An 18,865-nucleotide genomic window follows, 5' to 3' on the forward strand; every position below is an offset into this window, starting at 1 on the left:
CAATCTAATCGTTAATTAGATCAACTACATCTATGCGGCAGCAATAGAGCTTTGGTTGCAAACCATAATTTGATTTCTGCCGTTCTTCTTCGCTTTATACAACTCTTTGTCCGCTTGTCTGAGGACGCTTTCCAAGTTGTCGTAATGGTCGCATTGGTAGACACCGATGCTGGTGGTGAGCGAAATAGGGCAGTCGCGTTCATTAAAGCGAAACCGTTCGATTGATTCACGAATTTGCTCAGCTTTACGGGTCGCGTGATGAATATCCGTATTGTGTAGGGCAATACAGAACTCTTCTCCTCCAATACGATACACAAGATGCTCTTCGCTGAGCGAGTCGATCAACGCTGCGGTTTGGATAAGAACTTTATCGCCAATATCGTGCCCGTGCATATCGTTTACTTGCTTGAAGTAATCAAGATCCAGGATCAGCAATGAAAGAGGCAGCTTGGCACTTTCACTTCGGTAACGGTCAAAGTTATGCACCAGCGCATGGCGATTGTAAACACCCGTTAACGCATCTCTGCATGCCAATTGGCCGAGTGATGCTTCAGAGGATTTGCGCTTTACTTCGAGAATGTGTGAAGCCAGCCAAACAGCGGCATAGGCGAGTAAAAAGTTTAGGTTAAGCGCAATAAAACTGTGCGAGTGTATGTCACTGGATTTCTCCAACACCAAACTAAACTGACATATAAATCCGATGCTGGTGGCAAGAAAGCCATTCCGTTTGCCTAGGATCAAATAAAACAGAACTGGGCAAAGAAAGCTCCATAAAAACAACCCTTTCTCAATAGGATAAGCGGCGGTTGCTAAATACAGAACACCAATTGCCATATAAACATAGGCAATAGATAAAGGCTGGGGCACGTGGTTGTGATAACTGCGATAAGCGATGAATACAGAAAATGCAGAAAATGCCAATTCAATCGTGGCTAACTGAATGTGGGAAGAAATAGAGATACTGACGATCGCAGTGATTAGAGAAACAACAGATAACAGCATACTGAACCAGAACAATACAGTACTACGGAGTAGTCTAGAGGGATTGAATATGTCTAGTTCCATGACGTGTGCCTAAATAGTCACTATGCGGTAGTTTGAATATCACACAATAGTATGCCTTTTCCGTTCAGAATCAAGATTTAAACTGAATCAAGATCACGTTTCTAAGCGCATATTTTTTCATCAAGATCAAATATTGAGCAATAATACAATTTAATAATATGAAATTTAATGAGTATTATTCGGATAGGTATGTTATTGCTTATTTCAACTAAATTACCACTAAAGTTTAACTATGGAATAAGTATCACTAATTTGAATGGGTGCTAACTTATTCATTTGGCTCGTTTTCCTATTCAACAATATGATCAACTTCTCAAATGAATAACTCCTCCCGTAATTAACACAGAGGGCAGGACGTGAGCATACTTTTATGAATTTATAACCCAAGAAGACTCGAGTACGTCCTTACGGGATTCGACGCTGCTTCTTAGAATCAATGACGATCAGCCTTTACCCGCTCTTCTACTAGTCTTGTCAGAAATTGTCTATTCATTGTGTTGGCTAAAAATAAAAAATTAGGCAATTAATACTGTCATACAGTGTAATAAGTCGTTTTGGGTTTATAGCTCATATTGCTGATAAATAGTCCCAATAAAATCAATTATATATATTTAAAATGGATTTCTTTTTTTTGGGGTTTGATTATCATGCCTAGTTCGAATTTCCGTTAAGTTGCCAGAAGCTTGGAGGATTGTGCAAGGAATCCGTAGTATTCGGATAACTAATAGTTGGTGCACTGGTTCATTATAACTAGCAGAAAAAGGCGCTAGGAGAACTACTCTCCTAAACGTTGTCAGCTTTCATGCTAACGATGTTATCTCCGTCTGGTACGGCTGACCAAGCGAGTATCGAGATTGAGATGACAAAATTAGCAGGCTTACTCGGAGAAACTTGATGAACAAACACAACGATACCAACGACACAGCTACCAACCAGGACTTGCTTGATGCTAGTCGCCGAAACGCAATAAAAATGGCTGGTGCAGGCGCCGTTGCCCTAAGCGTTGGTGCACTGACAGGAGGCCAGGCGATGGCAAGCTCGAATTTAGAATTAGGTAATAACTGGGACAAGACTTTCGCTAAAAGCGACAAAGTAGACCATAAAAAAGTGACGTTCAAAAACCGTTATGGAATTACGCTTGCCGCTGACCTTTATCAGCAAAAAAAACAGTTCTGGCAAACAAGCAGCACTTGTTCTTAGCGGCCCATTTGGTGCTGTAAAAGAGCAATCATCTGGCCTTTATGCACAGACCATGGCAGAGCGCGGGTTTGTAACGTTAGCATTTGACCCTTCATACACAGGTGAAAGTGGGGGTGAGCCGCGTAATGTTGCGTCGCCAGACATTAATACAGAAGACTTCAGTGCGGCTGTTGATTTTATCGGTTTGCAGTCAAATGTTGATCGCGAGCGTATTGGTGTGATCGGTATTTGTGGCTGGGGCGGCATGGCATTAAATGCGGTAGCAATAGACAAACGTATAAAAGCGGTTGTTGCTAGCACAATGTATGACATGACTCGTGTGATGTCTAAAGGCTACAACGACAGTGTCACGCTTGAACAACGTACGCAAGGTTTAGAGCAACTGGGGCAACAACGTTGGAAAGACGCAGAAAGTGGTAACCCTGCGTATGGTCCAGTTTCCCTTGAATTGCAGGGCGGTGAACCACAGTTTGTTGTTGAGTACGCAGCTTACTATAAGAACCCGCAACGTGGATTCCATCCAAGAGCAATTAATTCAAATGCTTCTTGGACAATCACGACGCCGCTGTCGTTTATGAATATGCCGATCTTAACTTACATTGCAGAAATATCACCACGCCCGATGTTGCTTATCCATGGTGAGAAGGCACATTCGCGCTACTTCAGTGAAACTGCGTATGAGGCGGCTGCCGAGCCGAAAGAACTCATGATTATTCCTGACGCAAACCATACTGATCTTTATGATCAGATGGATGTGATTCCTTTTGACAAAATAGAAGGTTTCTTTAAGGAGCATTTAGTTTAGTAAGAAGAATAAAACTGAAGCCCAATAATTAAAGGCAATGCCGCTCAAGTTATATGGAGCGGCTTGCTGGTACTAATGCCATTGTGAAAATTATTGGCATTAATCAAGTTGTAGCGGTTGTGAAAATGCTCAGCTCCAGTTTTTCGGAGTACTACTTGTCCAAAACTGCTAATCGTGAATCTTCACACCCAGACAACCTCGAACAAAGTCAGGGTTAAAGTGTTTCACTGCTTCGCCAACATACCCCAGATCAAGACGATTGATTCTCTCCATTTCTTGATCGGACAGAGTAAAGTCCCAGACGTCGAAGTTTTCTTCAATACGCGCCTGTTTGACGGATTTAGGGATCACGGTTACACCACGCTGTAAGTTCCAACGTAAAATTACTTGAGCGATTGTTTTATCGTGTGTGTCAGCAATACTTTTTAGCGCTTCGTTATCAAAAGGTTTGTGACGGCCGCCGCCTAACGGTGCCCATGCCTCTGGTTGAACTTGATAACGCTTCATTGTTTCGAGTGCAGCAGGTTGAGCAAAGTATGGGTGTAGCTCAACTTGGTTGACCATTGGTTTGATTCTGACGGTTTCGCAGAAGTTCGCCAAAACATGAGCATAGAAATTTGATATACCAATCGCTTTTAGCTTGCCGTTTTCGTAAGCATCTTCAAGCGCACGCCAAGCACTAAAGTAATCTCCCATTGCTTGGTGTAGCAGATATAAATCGAAATACTTCAGACCAGATTTTTCAAGTGATGCTTCGATACCAGCCTTCGCCATATCGTAGTTTGCCATGTCTTGAACCCACAGCTTTGACGTAATAAATAGCTCTTCGCGAGTGCAAATTCCTTCTTCAATCGCTTCACGTATCGCGTCTCCAACGGCATCTTCATTACCATAAACGGCGGCAGTATCAATCAGACGATAGCCAGTACGGATAGCACTGAGCACAGACTGCTTGCATTCTTCTTTATCGGTTACCTGAAAAACACCGAAGCCTAGCATCGGCATCTCTAGATTGTTACTTAATGTCGTATATTCCATCGTCGAACATCTCTATCACTTAGATTGAATGTAAGGGGGCGAGTTCTATCAGAAACTAAGTATGTTTACTCAATTTCTCCCTTATTGCGGCTCTTCCAGTATGGCATGCAACAGTTAGCTTTGAATTGTCCAATACTCGCAATTGTTTGCCTAAAAATTTTATTTTTCCTGAGTTGCTAGTATTGATTAAAAGGAATGAAATTAAAGATGCACTCAAGCGGCTGACTTCTGGTGACTCGGCGCATTGTTTTGTTATTGATATGTCGACTTTAGTGTAAAAACGTCAAGGTAGAATAAGCGAGCTGCTTTAATTAGCAAGGCTCGCTTTTTTCAAAGCTTTAATATCTTTCGAAGGTGGTGCTCCGAAAAGGCGGCTGTATTCACGGCTGAATTGAGAAGGGCTTTCGTAGCCAACTCTAAATGTCGTCGCCATTGCATCTAAATTCTCTGTTAGCATGAGTCTGCGAGCTTCACTTAATCGTAACTTTTTTTGAAACTGTAGAGGTGTCATTGAGGTCATAGAGCGGAAGTGCGCGTAAAAAGCGGATTTACTCATTCCACTGTATGCTGCGAGATCTCCCACGCTTAAAGGCTTTACAAAGTTGTTCTTTAGCCAGTCAATGGCTTTTGCAATTTGGTGGCTGTGGCTGCCTGCCGTAACGATTTGGTTTAGGCGCGCACCTTGTTCGGTCATCAATAGTCGGTAAAAAATTTCTCGCTTAATTACTGGCGCGAGGATCTTTATACTAGCCGGCTCTTCCAATAGCGCAATTAGGCGAATAAACGCATCTTGTAAAGAGCCAGGAAGCTCACCTACCGCCATCCCTTTTTGTGCTTCTTTGTTGTTACGAAAAGAAAGTTCACTATCAACAATGAGTTGGGAAATTTCTTGTAAATCCAACTCCATAATCAACCCAAGATATGGATATTCTTCGCTGGCTTCCATGATGTTAGCGGTAATGGGGAGATCAACTGAAGAGATCAGAAAGTGGTTGGCATCGTAGATGTAGCTATCTTCACCAAGCAAAACTTGTTTCTTGCCTTGCGCAATTAAGCAAATGCTTGGATTGTGGGCGTAGCTTGTTGGTGGTGTAGGTGTTGTCCATCTACTCAATCTAAGCCCAGGAATTTCGGTATCAAATAGTGTGGCGTCGCCAGTCCACCTTTGGATTTTTTCAGCAAGGACTGATGCGGCTACAGCAATGTTGTGCGAGTCGTTCATAGTTACTCCATGGGCAACCAAAGGGTTGGATTACTTCTGGTCTGGTTCCTTAGTTATATCAGCTATGTCTCTTAAGTAAAGACTAATAGGCAAACTGGCATTAGTGGTTCTGTTGATCTTTCTTTGAATGATCGCTTCGTTGCTAACAAGTGAAAGTACAGTTAGTTCAGCTTCAATCGTTTGTATGGCATTGGATTACATCAAACTTGTATGGTTGAGGAGTGACTAGGAAAGTTTTAATGTTAGCACTAATTTTTGGATGATTAGGCAAAAGTTAGCGAGCATTAGGCTAACGGATTTTGTCATATCGGGGTAAGTTTGTTCATGTTGTCACCGTAAACATGCGCCATGATTGGAAGCTGAGTTGTTTGCGAGGTTTTTCTGAACTGCAAAACAGTCCAACTTACTATCTAATTTTGTTTGGCGTGAGCGGGGTACTTATATGCTTTTCGAAAACTGGCGCAAAGCTATTTCATTTACGCTCTCAGTGTTACCTGTATTACTTGTTAGTCAATTTGGCTTTGCTTCTAATAATGTGACTGAGAGTAAAGCTATGACCGAGGAAGGTACAATGAAAATTCAGTTTGTATTTGATGATAGCACTGTCACTGCAACCTTAAATGATAGTCCGAGTGCACGAGACTTTGTTGCTATATTGCCGCTAACACTAGAACTAGAAGACTATGCAAGCACAGAAAAAATCGCTTACCTACCATCAACGTTAACTAAGGAAGGCGCCCCGACAGGTGTAAGCTCAACGGCGGGGGATATTTCTTACTATGCTCCTTGGGGAAACTTAGTCGTGTTTTATAAAAATTTCGGGTATGCGGCAGGGTTGATAAATCTTGGTAAAATTGACGGAGACTTATCCCGATTCACTTCGAGTGGTTCAATGAAGGTGACCATCGAGGTTGTTGAATAATACACATCATTTGTAAGTAGAGACTTGTTAATCCAACCGATTAACAAGTCTTTATGCTAAGTCACCATAAGAGTAATAAATATAATATTTATTACTCTCATGAATGGGATGTTTATTTTTATGCTTTAAATTGCCTCATGAGCCTCTCTAAACCTTCTAACCGATCAACCAACTGTTTAATTCGAGTAAGTGAAGTATGCGAGATTTCGGAAGTACCATCAGCTAGTGTTTTTATATTCGTAATATTGCGGTTGATCTCTTGGGTCACTTGAGCTTGTTGTTCAACAGCACTCGCGATTTGAATACTACTGTCTGTAACGAGATTCAACTTCGTTGAGATGGTATTGAGTACGTCACCAGTTTGGTTTGCTCTTTCCTTACAACTGCTAGAAAGCCCTATACCTTGCTCCATCGCGCTAACCGCGTTTTCTGCAGTGTTTTGCAGTTGGCGGATCATGGCATGAATTTCATTGGCGGAGTCGCCAGTTTTAGATGCTAAACTTCTTACTTCATCAGCAACGACCGCAAAACCTCTGCCGGCTTCACCAGCGCGCGCTGCTTCAATAGCGGCATTCAGAGCCAATAGGTTGGTTTGCTCTGTGATCGCAGTAATAACTTCCAGAATACTATCGATTTGTTGTGTGTCATGAGACAGCTTATTGATGATGCTTTGAGCATGATCGAGCTTTTCCGCCATCAGGTTAACTTCATCGATGGTGGATTGAATACTATCCAAGCCCGTTGAGGATTCTTTATCTGCTTGCTCTGCGAGTTTAGATGCTTCAGAGGCCGCGTCTGCGACTTGATTAATAGAGTGGGTAAGCTCTTCAACAGCAGCTGCGACGCTCTCTGTCTCTTGGCATTGCTGGCCAAGGCTTTGGCCAATGTGCTCACAGGTTTTAAGTTCTTTCGCAGAGGAAGAATGTATTTCACTTGAGGTTTCACTGGCCCTACCGGTTACAGCACGTAGCTGAGCTTTTCTCATTATTAACGCAAGCTCAATTTGAGAAAAGTCGTCGAAATGACTGGTATAAGGACGCTCCATTAAAGAGTTAGAATACGCGTCAGTCGCCAAATTACGTACCGTATTAAAACGCTTAGACTGGAAAAAGCAGCACGCAATAGACAGTGTGCTGACAACCATCAGCGCAATATTCAGGATTGACGGGTTCTGAGCGGTGACTAAAGCAGCTAGAAGAAAAATGAGTGAAGCCAAACTCAGCGAAATAGCGTGGTATTTCAGCCTCAGTGGCGAAACGTTTTTACCGTTTCTTAGCTCTTCATATAACTTATCTGCACGTTCAATTTGCTCCGGTTCGGGTTTTGAACGCACGGATTGGTATTCAATGATACTGCCATCAGGGCCAGTGATCGGGGTAGCGAAAGCAGAAACCCAGTAGTGTTTGCCATCTTTACAACGGTTTTTAACCAGTCCCATCCAGCTTTGACCGGATTTTATATAGCTCCATAATTGTTCAAATGCCTGTTTGGGCATGTCTGGATGGCGTACGATGTTGTGAGGGTTACTGACGAGTTCTTCTTCTTCATACCCTGCGATGTCACAGAATACATCGTTGGCATAGGTAATATAACTTTGGGGATCTGTGGTCGAAATTAAATTGGCGCTAGCGGAAAAGTCTTTATTTAAATGCTTGTCTTTCATTGTTATTTAGTTCTCACTGCGGCTGTCGCTATCGAAATTAAAAGTGGCCATTCTGTTAGCGTTCAGTTTCTTTTTTATGACATATCGCGCACATCCTAGTTGTGGAGTAGAAGTTCTACAAATGACTTGTATCAAATAAGTATCAATCGTGATAAATATCTGCATAAACATTGAGGATATTCAGGTTTTTCTGCAAATACCCCGTAGTTTCAATGGTTTTAAGTGTGAAAATGATCATTGCCTCACGCTTTGCAAATAGAGTTGTAATATTTATGTTATAGCCAGAAAACCTATTCGTATAACATACGGAAGAAGGTAAGCGGGGCGTGATTCTGATAAACTTCTTCTATCACTCATTATTAAAAAGTAGCTATGGAAAGAATTGCCATCTTTGTCGATGTACAGAATGTCTATTACACGACACGTGAAAAATACAAAGCGAATTTCGACTATAACCAGTTTTGGTATGTCGCTACAGAGGACAGAGAAGTCTTAGAGGCAAGTGCCTACGCAATCGCATCGAATGATCCGAAACAGAGGCAATTTCACCATATCTTGCGCGGCATTGGCTTCAAAGTTAAGTTGAAGCCTTATATCCAACGTCAAGATGGCAGTGCGAAAGGGGACTGGGATGTAGGAATTGCGCTCGATGTGTATGAGGCCGCGTCTAAAGTCGACCGTATTGTCTTACTATCAGGAGATGGAGACTTTGAAATATTGGTGACGCGTATCCAAGAAAGGTTTGGCACCAAAGTGGATGTCTATTCAGTCCCCGGTCTTACCGCACAATCACTCATTGATGTGTGCGATAAGCATGTTCCTATCGAAGAGGATTTACTCCTCAATCGTTTCTGATTCTTCAGAGAGCTGCTCAACGCTTTCTGCATTTTGTTCTTGCTCGTTTTGAGCTTCAAGCTTGGCTCTTTCGGCTTTAGAAATGTAGCGAGGCTTGTTGCTTTTATGCAGCTTCGCGTTTTGCTTTTTCTGCTTTGATTTTAAAATCTGATTGATTCGTTTCTTACGGTTCATATGTGCAGCCTAGGCTCGTGCTTTAGGGGACGCGCATAGTAGCAAATTAAAATATGTATGGCACGAATTACGCCATGCGTGCCTTTAAGACAAAGAAACCCGCTGTGAAAGCGGGTTTATTACGTTAGGTAATGACTAAAGCATACTTGGCAGCCAGAGTGATAGTGGTGGAATCAGCAGTAACATCAAAAGTCGAACAATGTCTGCGCACCAATATGGTGTTACCCCTTTGAATATCGTGCTGGTTTTGATGTCTTTTACGACACTACTTAGCACAAAAATATTCAAACCAACGGGCGGGGTAATGAGGCTGATCTCAGTCACAACCACAACCACAATACCAAACCACACCAGGTCAAAGCCAAGGCTTGCCACCAGTGGATAAAACACAGGTACTGTGAGCAGCAGCATTGATAAGCTCTCAAACACAGTGCCTAGCAGGATATAAACCCCCATGATCGCCAAAATGACGTAAATAGGCTCTGCACCGAATGTTTCCATCCAACTGACCAGTTCATGAGGGAGCCCAGTCCGGTTAACAAAGTTCGAGTAAATAAGTGCACCGATAATGACACCAAACAACATGGTGGATGTTCGTGCCGTATCAATCAGAATCTCTCTTAATACTGGTAAAGTTAATGAACGGCGATAAATCGCGATAGCAAATGCGCCACCTGCACCGATACCTGCGGCTTCGGTTGGGGTAAACACGCCCAGGTAGATACCGCCCATCACCAATGCGAACAGTCCAAGAATGCCAGAGACCGACTTTAGCGCGGCACGTTTTTCTTCTTTAGACATCTTTGCCCCTTTAGGTCCGGCATTTGGGTTTCGCCAAACCACATACTTGGTGGCTAAAAGGTACATAAAGATGCCAAGCATGCCAGGGATAAATCCAGCGGCGAATAAATCGCGGATGCTTTGCTCGGTCAGTACGCCGTATATGATGAGAATAACACTGGGTGGAATCAAAATTCCCAACGTGCCACCTGCAGCGATAGACGCGGCCGCTAAACCGTCTGAATATCCATATTTACGCATCGATGGCATGGCAACTTTCGCCATTGTTGCCGAGGTCGCCAGGCTTGAACCAGAAATCGCAGAGAAACCACCGCATGCCGCGACAGTTGCCATTGCTAAACCGCCGCGATAATGCCCCAAGAAGGCGTAGCACGCTTTGTATAGTTCTTGGGACATACCAGCGCGAGTGATCAAGTTACCCATCAAAATAAACATCGGAATTACAGACAAGCCATAGTCTTGCGCTGTATCGATCAGTCGTTTGGCGCTAATGGTAAGTGCGCCATTAAAATTCCAATCGCCAAGTGCGGCGTACCCGACAAAACCGACAACCCCCATCGCAAAAGCGATCGGCATCCTTAGCAGTATTAATATCATCAGTACCGCGAAACCAATTAAGGCAATAGTCATATTAATCCCTCTGATTCAAATACTCTTTGTTAAAGATGCGTGTCACTAATAGAACAAGTGATGTTACCGCGGTAAGCCAGCATGAAATTGCTAAAAAGTAGACAAAATAATACGTTGGGATCTCAAGGTATTCGGTCATTTCACCGTACATAAGCGCTCGGTTACCTAACTCCCAGACCTTGAAACCAATCACTGCCAGACTAACAGAGACCACCGCATCAAAACCCATATCACGAATGTTTTTTACCTTCGTAGGGATGATACTGTCGGTGAGGTCGACGCTAATGTGTTCTTTACGCCACGTGACCAGTGGCATTGTTGAGAAAATTAACGCGCCCAACAGGATCTCCGTGAGTTCGACACTTCCGGTGACTGGCTTTTCAAACAGATATCGGCCCACGACATCAATGCAAGTGAGCAGCATCATTGAAAGTAAGATTAGGCACGCGCATAGTTTCAGGAATTTATCCAAAAGTTGGGCTGTTGACTCCCAACTTCTGGTAAACCAAATCAATGAACTTCTCATCATTCATTCCTAAAGTTCGATTGGTTCGTAATCGTTAACGATTTTTCTAAACTCAGTTAAAGCGGCTTGAGCATCGACTTTGCGAGATTTAACAGACTTAATCCATTTGTCGTCTAAACCTTGCGTTAACTGCTCAAAATACTGCGCATCATCATCGGATAGATTTTCTACTTTGCTACCTGAAGCAATAATATCCGCTTCACCAATTTCATCGGCTTTAGACCAGTAACGTCCCGCAAGAGCAGAGAGTTTTTCCCCAGAGACATCTCGTATCGCTTGGCGATCTTCTTCAGATAGCTTGTCCATAAATTGAGGGCTAATAAAGATACCGAATGAACCTAAGTACAAACCGGTCGGTAATTTATAGCTGTACGGCGCGACATCTTTAAAGCGAGCCGCTTTCATCATATCCATCTGCATGAATAGACCATCGGCGACACCTTGAGAAAGCATTTCGTACGCTTTGGTTGCGGGTGCACTTACGCCTGAAACTTCCAGTAGCTTGCCGACTTCAGTAGAAATCCCACCGCCAACGCGCATCTTTTTTCCTTTAAGGTCTTTCAGCGAATCAATGGGCTCGCGCATGTGCACTTGGCCAGGCCCATGGACGAAAACACCTGCTAATTCGACACCGTTATACTCAAAAGAATCTTTGAAATACTTTTCGTTTACTCGCCAATGAGCGACGGACGCGGCTTCACCTGTGGCTTTGTTTCCTGGCAGTTCCGCAATTTGCGTTAAGCGAAAGCGTCCGGGTAAATAACCGTGAAATGTCCATGCTGCATCAACCGCGCCGTCTTCCACCAACTCAACCAGACTTTTTGGATGCGCTAAGTCGTACTCCAGTTTGATGGTGACACGACCATCAGTGGCTTCTTCTACCCATTTTCCCCAAGTCGGTAAAACGTCGGCATTCATGGTTTGCATAGGGCTAAGCCACGTTGCCACTTTGAGTTCGTGTGTTTGTGCTTGAACGCTGTGACTCACCCACATAGTGGAAGCGAGTAATCCTGCTACGCCTTTAGCTACGGTTGATTTAAACATACTGATTCCTTTGTAAGTCCCGTTGAAATAAATTAATCTCCTCACCAAGTGACACGTAAATATGTCAATTGATAATTTAAACGTATCATTTAAAATTCTAGTTGTGTATCATGATTGTTAATGAATTGTGATTTTGTGAATCAGGTTATGTTTTACAGGTGAAGATCACCGCCATTTCATCAGTGACGTGCCGTTGTCAAAAAAGGCATATCACTCTGTGAAAAACTCTAGAGAGTAGATTGCTACGGCATTAAGGATTAACGAGGTAGAAAAATGGAACAATTAACCAGCTATGTAGCCGGAGAATGGTATTTTGGGACGGGAAAACCACGCGTGGTTTCCAGCGCGATAACAGGTGAAATGCTGTATCACGTGAGTGCGGATGGTATGGATACCAATAAAGTTCTTGAATATGGCCGGGAGCGTGGAACGAAAGCGCTGTCAGGTATGACGTTCTTAGAACGCGCCAATATGGTCAAAGATTTGGCTAAGTACCTGCTGTCTCGCAAGGAAGAATTTTATGTCCTTTCTCAACATACAGGGGCAACCAGAGTCGACTCTTGGATTGATATTGAAGGCGGTATCAGCACTTTATTTAACTACTCAAGCCTTGCTAACCGCGAGCTACCTAACGACACCATTTGGCCAGAAGACGATTTGATCCCACTGTCTAAAGAAGGTGGTTTTGCAGCCCGCCACTTTTTAACGAGTAAAACTGGCGTGGCATTGCATATTAACGCTTACAACTTTCCATGCTGGGGAATGTTGGAAAAGCTGGCACCGACGTGGTTAGGTGGCGTTGCGGCTATCGTGAAGCCCGCGACAGAAACTGCCTATCTTACCCAAGCGATGGTTAAGGTGATGTTAGAGAGTGGACTGTTGCCAGAAGGTGCCATTCAGGTCGTTTGTGGATCGGTTGGCGATATGTTTGAGCACCTAGATTATCAAGATGTGGTGACGTTTACGGGTTCGGCGCAAACAGGCCAAATGTTGCGCTCTCATCCATCCATCACTCAAAAATCAATTCCATTTACCATGGAGGCGGACTCGTTAAACTGCGCCATTTTGGGTTCAGATGTGACGCCTGAGATGCCTGAATTTAAACTGTTTGTGCGCGAAGTGACGCGTGAAATGACAGTGAAAGCGGGACAAAAGTGTACAGCCATTCGTCGCGCCATTGTGCCAGAATCGTTGATTGATGATGTCGCTAAAGCATTAACCTCAAAACTTGAGCAAATTACGGTCGGCGATCCAGCCCTAGAAGGCGTCAAAATGGGGGCATTGGTCAGCAAGAGTCAGCTGAACGACGTGAAAGAAAAAGTCACAACGCTCTCGAATAGCTGCGAAGTGCTGACAGGAGGTAATGAGGCCGAACTGATTGTTCAAGGGTCGGCTGACGGCGCGTATTATCCACCAACACTGCTGCGCTGTAACAACCCACATGATGTTGAAGAAGTTCACTCGGTAGAGGCGTTTGGCCCTGTGTGCACTCTCATGCCATACCGCGATCTGACCGATGCTGCGGCGCTAGCGAAGAAAGGCCAGGGCAGTTTAGTGGGCAGTATTGTCACCGCTTGCGGCAGCGTTGCAGCGAGCCTTGCACTTGAAGTGGGCTCGTCACATGGACGTTTACATGTCTTGAACGAAGAGTCCTCGAAAGAATCGACAGGTCACGGTTCCCCTCTGCCAATGCTGGTGCATGGTGGCCCAGGGCGCGCTGGTGGTGGTGAAGAAATGGGTGGTCTGCGTGGTGTAAAACACTACATGCAACGTACGGCTATTCAAGGTTCCCCAACCATGTTAGCGAAGATAGGGAGAGAGTGGGTTCGTGGCGCAGACACCGTCAGTGATCCTATTCACCCATTCAAAAAATACTTCGAAGACCTAGAGATTGGTGAAACGCTAACAACAGCGCGAAGAACGATCACCGAAGCAGATATCGTCAACTTTGGCTGCTTAAGTGGCGACCATTTCTACGCCCACATGGACAAGATCGCAGCCAAAGAATCCATGTTTGGTGAGCGTGTTGCACACGGGTACTTCGTTATCTCTGCTGCCGCTGGTTTGTTTGTCGAAGCTGCTCCAGGTCCTGTGCTGGCCAACTACGGAATGGAAGGGTTGAGATTCATCGAACCCGTTAAAATTGGCGACACCATCCAAGTGCATCTCACGTGTAAGAAGAAAATCAAAAAGCGCCAGCGTTCAGCCGAAGAGCAAGCGCAGGGCGTGGTCGCATGGGATGTTGAAGTGTGCAACCAAGATGATAAACCTGTTGCGCTGTATACGATTCTTACCTTAGTAGCGAGACAGAATGGTGATTTCTAACTTCCCCATTTTTGTATAAACACATCCAAATATTTTAGCAGGGCCATTTGGCCCTGTTTTTTTATCACAAAATTAACAATCAAAATCATGATTTTTTACTTTTGTTTAAATATTGTGTTGCGATTGATGAATTACATGATACATTAAATCTAACAATAACATTTAAAGTGTATCAAATGGAGGAAGGATGTCTTCAGAGCAAACGTCATTCGAGCGTAAGATCGAACAAGAAATTGCTATCGAGCCTAAAGATTGGATGCCTGACGGCTACCGCAAAACTTTGGTGCGTCAGATAGGCCAGCACGCTCACTCTGAGGTAGTTGGAATGCTGCCGGAAGCTAACTGGTTGACCCGTGCACCATCACTACGCCGTAAAGCGGTACTGCTGGCAAAAATTCAAGATGAGGCTGGTCATGGTATGTATCTCTACAGCGCAGCGGAAACGCTGGGTGGTGAGCGTCATGATCTCTACGAAAAAATGCTCTCTGGTGAGATGAAATACTCATCCATTTTTAACTACCCAACGCTTAGCTGGGCCGATGTTGGAGTTGTTGGTTGGTTAGTAGACGGTGCGGCGATCGTTAACCAAGTTGCGCTGTGCCGTACTTCTTATGGGCCGTATGCACGTGCCATGGTGAGAATTTGTAAAGAAGAGAGCTTTCACCAGCGTCAAGGATATGAAGCGTGTCGTGTGCTGGCTGATGGCAGTGACGAACAAAAAGCCATGCTACAAGACTCCATCAACCGTTGGTGGTGGCCTGCATTAATGATGTTTGGTCCGAATGACAATGACTCTCCAAACTCAGCAAAAAGCATGGGCTGGAAAATCAAACGTGTCAGTAATGATGACTTACGTCAGAAGTTTGTGGATAACACCGTTCACCAAGTCCATGCGCTGGGCATGACGATTCCGGATCCAGACCTCAAATGGAACGAAGACACTGGTCACTATGAATTTGGCACCATTAATTGGGAAGAATTCTACCAAGTGATCAACGGACACGGCATGTGTAACCACGAGCGCTTGAAAGATAAACGCGCAGCATGGGAAGCCGGGGAATGGGTTCGTGAAGCCGCGATCGCTCACTCGCAAAAACAGATGGAAAGCGCAGCCTAACAGCGCCGTAAAGCATTAAACAGATTAAGGAGAATCAAGATGAGTTCATTGAACTGGCCGCTGTATGAAGTGTTCGTACGAAGCAAACAAGGTTTGGATCATAAACATGTAGGGAGCGTACGCGCGGCAGATGGCCAAATGGCACTCGAAGCAGCACGTGATTTGTACACTCGCCGCAACGAAGGTTGCTCAATTTGGGTGGTGGAGTCTGAGCAGATCACGGCGTCACAGCCCAGTGAACAGGGGCCACTTTTCGACCCAGCTGAAGATAAAGTCTATCGCCACGCGAGTCATTACTCCATTCCTGCTGACATCAAGCATATGTAGGGGGAATCATGACTGGGCAACAAACAAAAGTAACCTACTTACTGCAACTGGCCGACACCAATTTGATCCTTAGTCATCGCCTGTCTGAGTGGTGTGGCGTGGCACCTGAGCTAGAGATCGACATGGCGTTGGCCAATATCGGTCTAGACCTGCTTGGAGAGGCTCGTAACTTATACCAATACGTTGCAGAGATAGAAGGTAATCATAAAACAGAAGACGACTACGCTTATCTGCGTGAAGAGCGCGACTACAAAAATCTTCTATTGGTAGAGCGCCCAAACGAAGGCTTCGATATTTCGATTGTGCGTCAATTCCTTTACGACAACTTCCACTCACTGCTTTTGCAAGAACTCGCCCAGAGCAGTGATGAGCAGTTGGCTGCAATTGCTAAGAAATCCCTAAAAGAAGTGGCTTACCACTTAAGGTACAGCGCAGGTTGGATTGAACGTTTGGGGGATGGTACAGAGCTTAGCTATAACAAAGTGCAGATGGCATTGAATGAGCTTTGGCGTTACACCGATGAAATGTTCGAACCAAGTGATGCAGAGCTAGCCCTTGTACAGCAAAACATCATCACAGATGTGGCGGGCTTAAAAGAACAGTGGCTTAGCAATGTACAAGCAACACTAACTAAAGCGACGTTAACACTGCCGGAATCGAAGTACTTTTTGCAAGGTGGCAAGTCGGGCCAGCACAGTGAGCATTTAGGTTTCATCTTGTCGGAGCTTCAGTACATGCAGCGAACTTATCCAAACCAACAGTGGTAGGGCAAGCGGATGATTGAACAAAAACTCGACACGCTTTCTGATCCAGAGATGCACCGCGTGTGGCAGTTAGTCAGTTCGATTCCCGATCCTGAAATACCGGTTATCACCATTGGCGAGCTGGGCATGGTTCGCAACATCGCAAAAGTCGGAGAGTCGTGGATAGTGAAGTTCACGCCAACCTACTCAGGTTGCCCAGCCACAGACATGTTGATGAGTGATATCCGAACCACCTTGTTCAACGAAGGGTACAAGGATGTTGCGGTGGAAGTTCAGCTAGACCCAGCGTGGACAACGGATTGGATTCAAGAATCGAGCAAACAAAAATTACGCGAATACGGGATCGCGCCACCAGATAGAAAAGCGTGTATGCACAGCACCATTAACGCACAGCCTGAATGCCCGCATTGCGGTAGTGCAGAGACAAAAATGGTCAGTGAATTTGGTTCCACAGCCTGTAAAGCGCACTTCCAATGTAAAGCGTGCTTGGAACCATTTGATTACTTCAAGTGCATATAAAGTAAGGGATTATTATGACAGATTTCTACCCATTAAAAGTCGCTCGTGCAGACAAGGAAACGCCAGATTCGGTGGTGCTGCAATTCGACGTACCCCAAGAGCTAAAAGACCAGTTTCGTTTTCACCCAGGCCAGCATCTTACGATCAAATCTACCATCAATGGCGAAGAGCTTAGACGTTGTTACTCAATTTGTTCCGCACCAAGTGAGGACAACTTACAGGTTGGGATTAAAGCCATTGCTGAAGGTCGCTTCTCAAACTTTGCGGTTAATGAGCTTAAACCAGGGGATGAACTGGAAGTCATGACGCCGCAAGGCCATTTCGGTTTTACGCCTAGCTCGGACCGCAAAGTAAATTATCTTGGTATCGCTGTCGGTTCAGGCATTACTCCGATTTTATCGATGCTTAAAACAGCATTGGAGAGTGAACAAAACAGTACCTTCACTCTGCTTTATGGTAATCGCAACGCGCACAGCATGATGTTTAAAAACCAGTTGTTGGGCTTAAAAAACCGTTACCCAAACCGTTTACATATTAGTTATTTCTTCTCACGCGAAACTAATGAAGTTGAGCTTTGGAATGGCCGACTGGATGGCAAAAAACTACGAGAACTCGGTAAAGAGCTTTTCAAATGGAGCGAGTTTGATGCGTGCTATGTCTGTGGCCCAGAAGAGATTTTGGAGTCTTGCTATACCGCGTTGGTTGAAGGTGGGCTAGGTGAAGAAAACTACCACGTAGAACGATTCAACACCGCGACTAAATCGAAGGAAAAACCTGCAAATCAATCTGAAAATACGCAGGTTACGCTTAAACGCGATGGTCGAATTATGAATATTGACATGACATCGCAAGACGACAGTTTACTGGATGCCGCGCTTCGCCAAGGGGTAGACCTGCCGTATGCATGTAAAGGCGGTGTGTGTGCAACGTGTATCTGTAAGGTGAAATCCGGCCACGTTGAAATGGGCACCAACTACAGTCTGGAAGCCGATCAGGTTGAAGACGGTTACGTTCTAAGCTGTCAGGCGGTACCGACAACCAGCGAAATTGAAATCGACTTTGATGTGTAGGTGAAGCCATGCCATTTCAAACGGAATACCCAGATCTTAAGTGCGATATTTCTAATCAAGGTGTGTTAACCATCACTTTGAGCCGTCCTCAAAAGCGAAATGCGCTCAGCAACGACGTCTTAAGCCATTTGGCTGAAATATTGGAAGAGGCATCGCTAGACTCATCAGTGAAGTCGGCGGTGATTTATGGCGGTGAAAGCATGTTTGCGGCGGGCGCGGATTTGCATGAGATGTCGAGTCAGCAGTCGATTGAAACTTGGTTAAATCCAAGACCGAAACTGTGGCAACGCATTGATCAGTTTGAAAAGCCGCTCATTGCCGCGGTCAATGGTTACGCACTCGGAGCGGGCCTGGAGCTGGTATTACTTTGTGATGTCGTTGTCGCGGGTGAGGGCACGTTGTTTGGCTTGCCGGAAATCACTCTAGGTTTAATGCCGGGAGCGGGTGGCACACAGCGTCTCGCTCGAACGGTTGGTAAGTCTTTAGCAAACCAAATGGTGCTGACAGGTCAGCCGATTTCTGCTCAAAAAGCACTGAACTCAGGCTTGATTAGTGAAGTGACTATTGCACAAAACACGCTCAACAAAGCACAGGAAATAGCAACCACAATTGCCCAGCGTGCGCCGTTGGCAGTGCGTGCCGCGAAGACCTCTTTAAAGTCTGTCCCTAATGGGACCTTGGGCCAAGGGCTCGTGATGGAACGACAATTGTTCAGTCTGTTAGCGGAAACTCAAGACAGAGCGGAAGGGATCCAAGCTTTTCTGGATAAAAGAAAAGCGACATTCAAAGGGAAGTAAT

19 protein-coding genes are annotated in these 18,865 nt (G+C 44.8%); 11 read left to right on the forward strand and 8 right to left on the reverse strand.

Annotated features, from left to right (window positions below):
* Positions 1-30: 30 nt before the first annotated feature.
* Positions 31-1,065, reverse strand: coding sequence for a GGDEF domain-containing protein (locus VNE01S_RS02185; protein WP_053395483.1), 1,035 nt, complete (start codon positions 1,063-1,065; stop codon positions 31-33).
* Positions 1,066-1,959: 894 nt separating this feature from the next.
* On the opposite strand from VNE01S_RS02185, the gene VNE01S_RS19550 reads away from it, so the two are divergent.
* Together VNE01S_RS19550 and VNE01S_RS02190 are read left to right on the forward strand one after the other, a co-directional pair.
* Complete coding sequence (locus VNE01S_RS19550; protein WP_245649858.1) at positions 1,960-2,265, forward strand: twin-arginine translocation signal domain-containing protein; 306 nt, start codon at positions 1,960-1,962, stop codon at positions 2,263-2,265.
* Complete coding sequence (locus tag VNE01S_RS02190) at positions 2,204-3,070, forward strand: alpha/beta hydrolase (protein ID WP_245649859.1); 867 nt, start codon at positions 2,204-2,206, stop codon at positions 3,068-3,070. Before VNE01S_RS19550 ends, VNE01S_RS02190 begins: the two co-directional genes overlap by 62 nt.
* A gap of 168 nt (positions 3,071-3,238) precedes the next feature.
* Here VNE01S_RS02190 and VNE01S_RS02195 read toward each other — a convergent pair whose 3' ends face one another.
* Positions 3,239-4,108 carry an aldo/keto reductase gene (locus VNE01S_RS02195; protein ID WP_053395482.1) on the reverse strand — a complete coding sequence of 290 codons (870 nt, stop codon included), beginning with the start codon at positions 4,106-4,108 and terminating at the stop codon, positions 3,239-3,241.
* 307 nt (positions 4,109-4,415) lie between these two features.
* Positions 4,416-5,330: an AraC family transcriptional regulator gene (locus VNE01S_RS02200; protein ID WP_053395481.1), complete on the reverse strand. Its 915-nt coding sequence runs from the start codon at positions 5,328-5,330 to the stop codon at positions 4,416-4,418.
* 442 nt (positions 5,331-5,772) lie between these two features.
* On the opposite strand from VNE01S_RS02200, the gene VNE01S_RS02205 reads away from it, so the two are divergent.
* Positions 5,773-6,252 (forward strand): cyclophilin-like fold protein, encoded by a 480-nt coding sequence (locus VNE01S_RS02205; protein ID WP_245649860.1) that lies wholly within the window; start codon positions 5,773-5,775, stop codon positions 6,250-6,252.
* 118 nt (positions 6,253-6,370) lie between these two features.
* Here VNE01S_RS02205 and VNE01S_RS02210 read toward each other — a convergent pair whose 3' ends face one another.
* The gene (locus tag VNE01S_RS02210; protein ID WP_053395480.1) at positions 6,371-7,915 is read right to left on the reverse strand and encodes a methyl-accepting chemotaxis protein; all 1,545 of its coding nucleotides are present in this window, start codon (positions 7,913-7,915) and stop codon (positions 6,371-6,373) included.
* A 372-nt stretch (positions 7,916-8,287) separates the two neighbouring features.
* Here VNE01S_RS02210 and VNE01S_RS02215 point away from each other — a divergent pair, with 372 nt between their 5' ends.
* Positions 8,288-8,770, forward strand: a complete 483-nt coding sequence (locus VNE01S_RS02215) for a LabA-like NYN domain-containing protein (protein ID WP_053395479.1) — start codon at positions 8,288-8,290, stop codon at positions 8,768-8,770.
* Here VNE01S_RS02215 and VNE01S_RS02220 read toward each other — a convergent pair.
* The 4 genes from VNE01S_RS02220 to VNE01S_RS02235 all read right to left on the reverse strand — a co-directional run bounded on the left by VNE01S_RS02220 (position 8,750) and on the right by VNE01S_RS02235 (position 11,945).
* Positions 8,750-8,944: a DUF2986 domain-containing protein gene (locus tag VNE01S_RS02220; protein WP_053395478.1), complete on the reverse strand. Its 195-nt coding sequence runs from the start codon at positions 8,942-8,944 to the stop codon at positions 8,750-8,752. The two genes, VNE01S_RS02215 and VNE01S_RS02220, sit on opposite strands and share 21 nt — an antisense overlap.
* A gap of 135 nt (positions 8,945-9,079) precedes the next feature.
* A complete protein-coding gene (locus VNE01S_RS02225) occupies positions 9,080-10,375 on the reverse strand; it encodes a TRAP transporter large permease (RefSeq protein ID WP_053395477.1) in 1,296 nt (431 codons plus the stop codon).
* A gap of 1 nt (position 10,376) precedes the next feature.
* On the reverse strand, positions 10,377-10,901 hold the full coding sequence (locus VNE01S_RS02230; RefSeq protein ID WP_053395476.1) for a TRAP transporter small permease: 525 nt from the start codon (positions 10,899-10,901) through the stop codon (positions 10,377-10,379).
* 9 nt (positions 10,902-10,910) lie between these two features.
* On the reverse strand, positions 10,911-11,945 hold the full coding sequence (locus VNE01S_RS02235) for a TRAP transporter substrate-binding protein (RefSeq protein WP_174522323.1): 1,035 nt from the start codon (positions 11,943-11,945) through the stop codon (positions 10,911-10,913).
* A 273-nt stretch (positions 11,946-12,218) separates the two neighbouring features.
* On the opposite strand from VNE01S_RS02235, the gene paaZ reads away from it, so the two are divergent.
* The 7 genes from paaZ (at position 12,219) to VNE01S_RS02270 (ending at position 18,864) form a co-directional block, all read left to right on the forward strand.
* The gene (paaZ, locus tag VNE01S_RS02240; RefSeq protein WP_053395475.1) at positions 12,219-14,270 is read left to right on the forward strand and encodes a phenylacetic acid degradation bifunctional protein PaaZ; all 2,052 of its coding nucleotides are present in this window, start codon (positions 12,219-12,221) and stop codon (positions 14,268-14,270) included.
* A gap of 187 nt (positions 14,271-14,457) precedes the next feature.
* A complete protein-coding gene (paaA, locus tag VNE01S_RS02245) occupies positions 14,458-15,387 on the forward strand; it encodes a 1,2-phenylacetyl-CoA epoxidase subunit PaaA (protein WP_053395474.1) in 930 nt (309 codons plus the stop codon).
* A 39-nt stretch (positions 15,388-15,426) separates the two neighbouring features.
* On the forward strand, positions 15,427-15,714 hold the full coding sequence (paaB, locus tag VNE01S_RS02250; protein ID WP_053395473.1) for a 1,2-phenylacetyl-CoA epoxidase subunit PaaB: 288 nt from the start codon (positions 15,427-15,429) through the stop codon (positions 15,712-15,714).
* Between the two features lie 8 nt (positions 15,715-15,722).
* On the forward strand, positions 15,723-16,481 hold the full coding sequence (gene paaC / locus VNE01S_RS02255) for a 1,2-phenylacetyl-CoA epoxidase subunit PaaC (RefSeq protein WP_053395472.1): 759 nt from the start codon (positions 15,723-15,725) through the stop codon (positions 16,479-16,481).
* A 9-nt stretch (positions 16,482-16,490) separates the two neighbouring features.
* Positions 16,491-16,997, forward strand: coding sequence for a 1,2-phenylacetyl-CoA epoxidase subunit PaaD (gene paaD / locus VNE01S_RS02260; protein WP_053395471.1), 507 nt, complete (start codon positions 16,491-16,493; stop codon positions 16,995-16,997).
* A gap of 14 nt (positions 16,998-17,011) precedes the next feature.
* Positions 17,012-18,067, forward strand: a complete 1,056-nt coding sequence (paaE, locus tag VNE01S_RS02265) for a 1,2-phenylacetyl-CoA epoxidase subunit PaaE (RefSeq protein ID WP_053395470.1) — start codon at positions 17,012-17,014, stop codon at positions 18,065-18,067.
* Positions 18,068-18,075: 8 nt separating this feature from the next.
* The gene (locus VNE01S_RS02270) at positions 18,076-18,864 is read left to right on the forward strand and encodes an enoyl-CoA hydratase-related protein (RefSeq protein ID WP_053395469.1); all 789 of its coding nucleotides are present in this window, start codon (positions 18,076-18,078) and stop codon (positions 18,862-18,864) included.
* Position 18,865 lies beyond the last annotated feature (1 nt).

Origin of the sequence: Vibrio nereis NBRC 15637 (assembly GCF_001591105.1) — a bacterium.
Taxonomy (GTDB): Bacteria; Pseudomonadota; Gammaproteobacteria; order Enterobacterales; family Vibrionaceae; genus Vibrio; species Vibrio nereis.

Bases quoted from the DNA above. Each gene is read 5' to 3' on its own strand.
- VNE01S_RS02235 (WP_174522323.1), bottom strand. From the start codon at position 11,945: ATGTTTAAATCAACCGTAGCTAAAGGCGTAGCAGGATTACTCGCTTCC.
- paaD (WP_053395471.1), top strand. From the start codon at position 16,491: ATGATTGAACAAAAACTCGACACGCTTTCTGATCCAGAGATGCACCGC.
- paaB (WP_053395473.1), top strand. From the start codon at position 15,427: ATGAGTTCATTGAACTGGCCGCTGTATGAAGTGTTCGTACGAAGCAAA.
- VNE01S_RS02270 (WP_053395469.1), top strand. From the start codon at position 18,076: ATGCCATTTCAAACGGAATACCCAGATCTTAAGTGCGATATTTCTAAT.
- VNE01S_RS02220 (WP_053395478.1), bottom strand. From the start codon at position 8,944: ATGAACCGTAAGAAACGAATCAATCAGATTTTAAAATCAAAGCAGAAA.
- VNE01S_RS02200 (WP_053395481.1), bottom strand. From the start codon at position 5,330: ATGAACGACTCGCACAACATTGCTGTAGCCGCATCAGTCCTTGCTGAA.
- paaZ (WP_053395475.1), top strand. From the start codon at position 12,219: ATGGAACAATTAACCAGCTATGTAGCCGGAGAATGGTATTTTGGGACG.
- paaC (WP_053395472.1), top strand. From the start codon at position 15,723: ATGACTGGGCAACAAACAAAAGTAACCTACTTACTGCAACTGGCCGAC.
- VNE01S_RS02205 (WP_245649860.1), top strand. From the start codon at position 5,773: ATGCTTTTCGAAAACTGGCGCAAAGCTATTTCATTTACGCTCTCAGTG.
- VNE01S_RS02230 (WP_053395476.1), bottom strand. From the start codon at position 10,901: ATGAGAAGTTCATTGATTTGGTTTACCAGAAGTTGGGAGTCAACAGCC.
- paaE (WP_053395470.1), top strand. From the start codon at position 17,012: ATGACAGATTTCTACCCATTAAAAGTCGCTCGTGCAGACAAGGAAACG.
- VNE01S_RS02195 (WP_053395482.1), bottom strand. From the start codon at position 4,108: ATGGAATATACGACATTAAGTAACAATCTAGAGATGCCGATGCTAGGC.
- paaA (WP_053395474.1), top strand. From the start codon at position 14,458: ATGTCTTCAGAGCAAACGTCATTCGAGCGTAAGATCGAACAAGAAATT.
- VNE01S_RS02215 (WP_053395479.1), top strand. From the start codon at position 8,288: ATGGAAAGAATTGCCATCTTTGTCGATGTACAGAATGTCTATTACACG.
- VNE01S_RS02210 (WP_053395480.1), bottom strand. From the start codon at position 7,915: ATGAAAGACAAGCATTTAAATAAAGACTTTTCCGCTAGCGCCAATTTA.
- VNE01S_RS02185 (WP_053395483.1), bottom strand. From the start codon at position 1,065: ATGGAACTAGACATATTCAATCCCTCTAGACTACTCCGTAGTACTGTA.
- VNE01S_RS19550 (WP_245649858.1), top strand. From the start codon at position 1,960: ATGAACAAACACAACGATACCAACGACACAGCTACCAACCAGGACTTG.
- VNE01S_RS02225 (WP_053395477.1), bottom strand. From the start codon at position 10,375: ATGACTATTGCCTTAATTGGTTTCGCGGTACTGATGATATTAATACTG.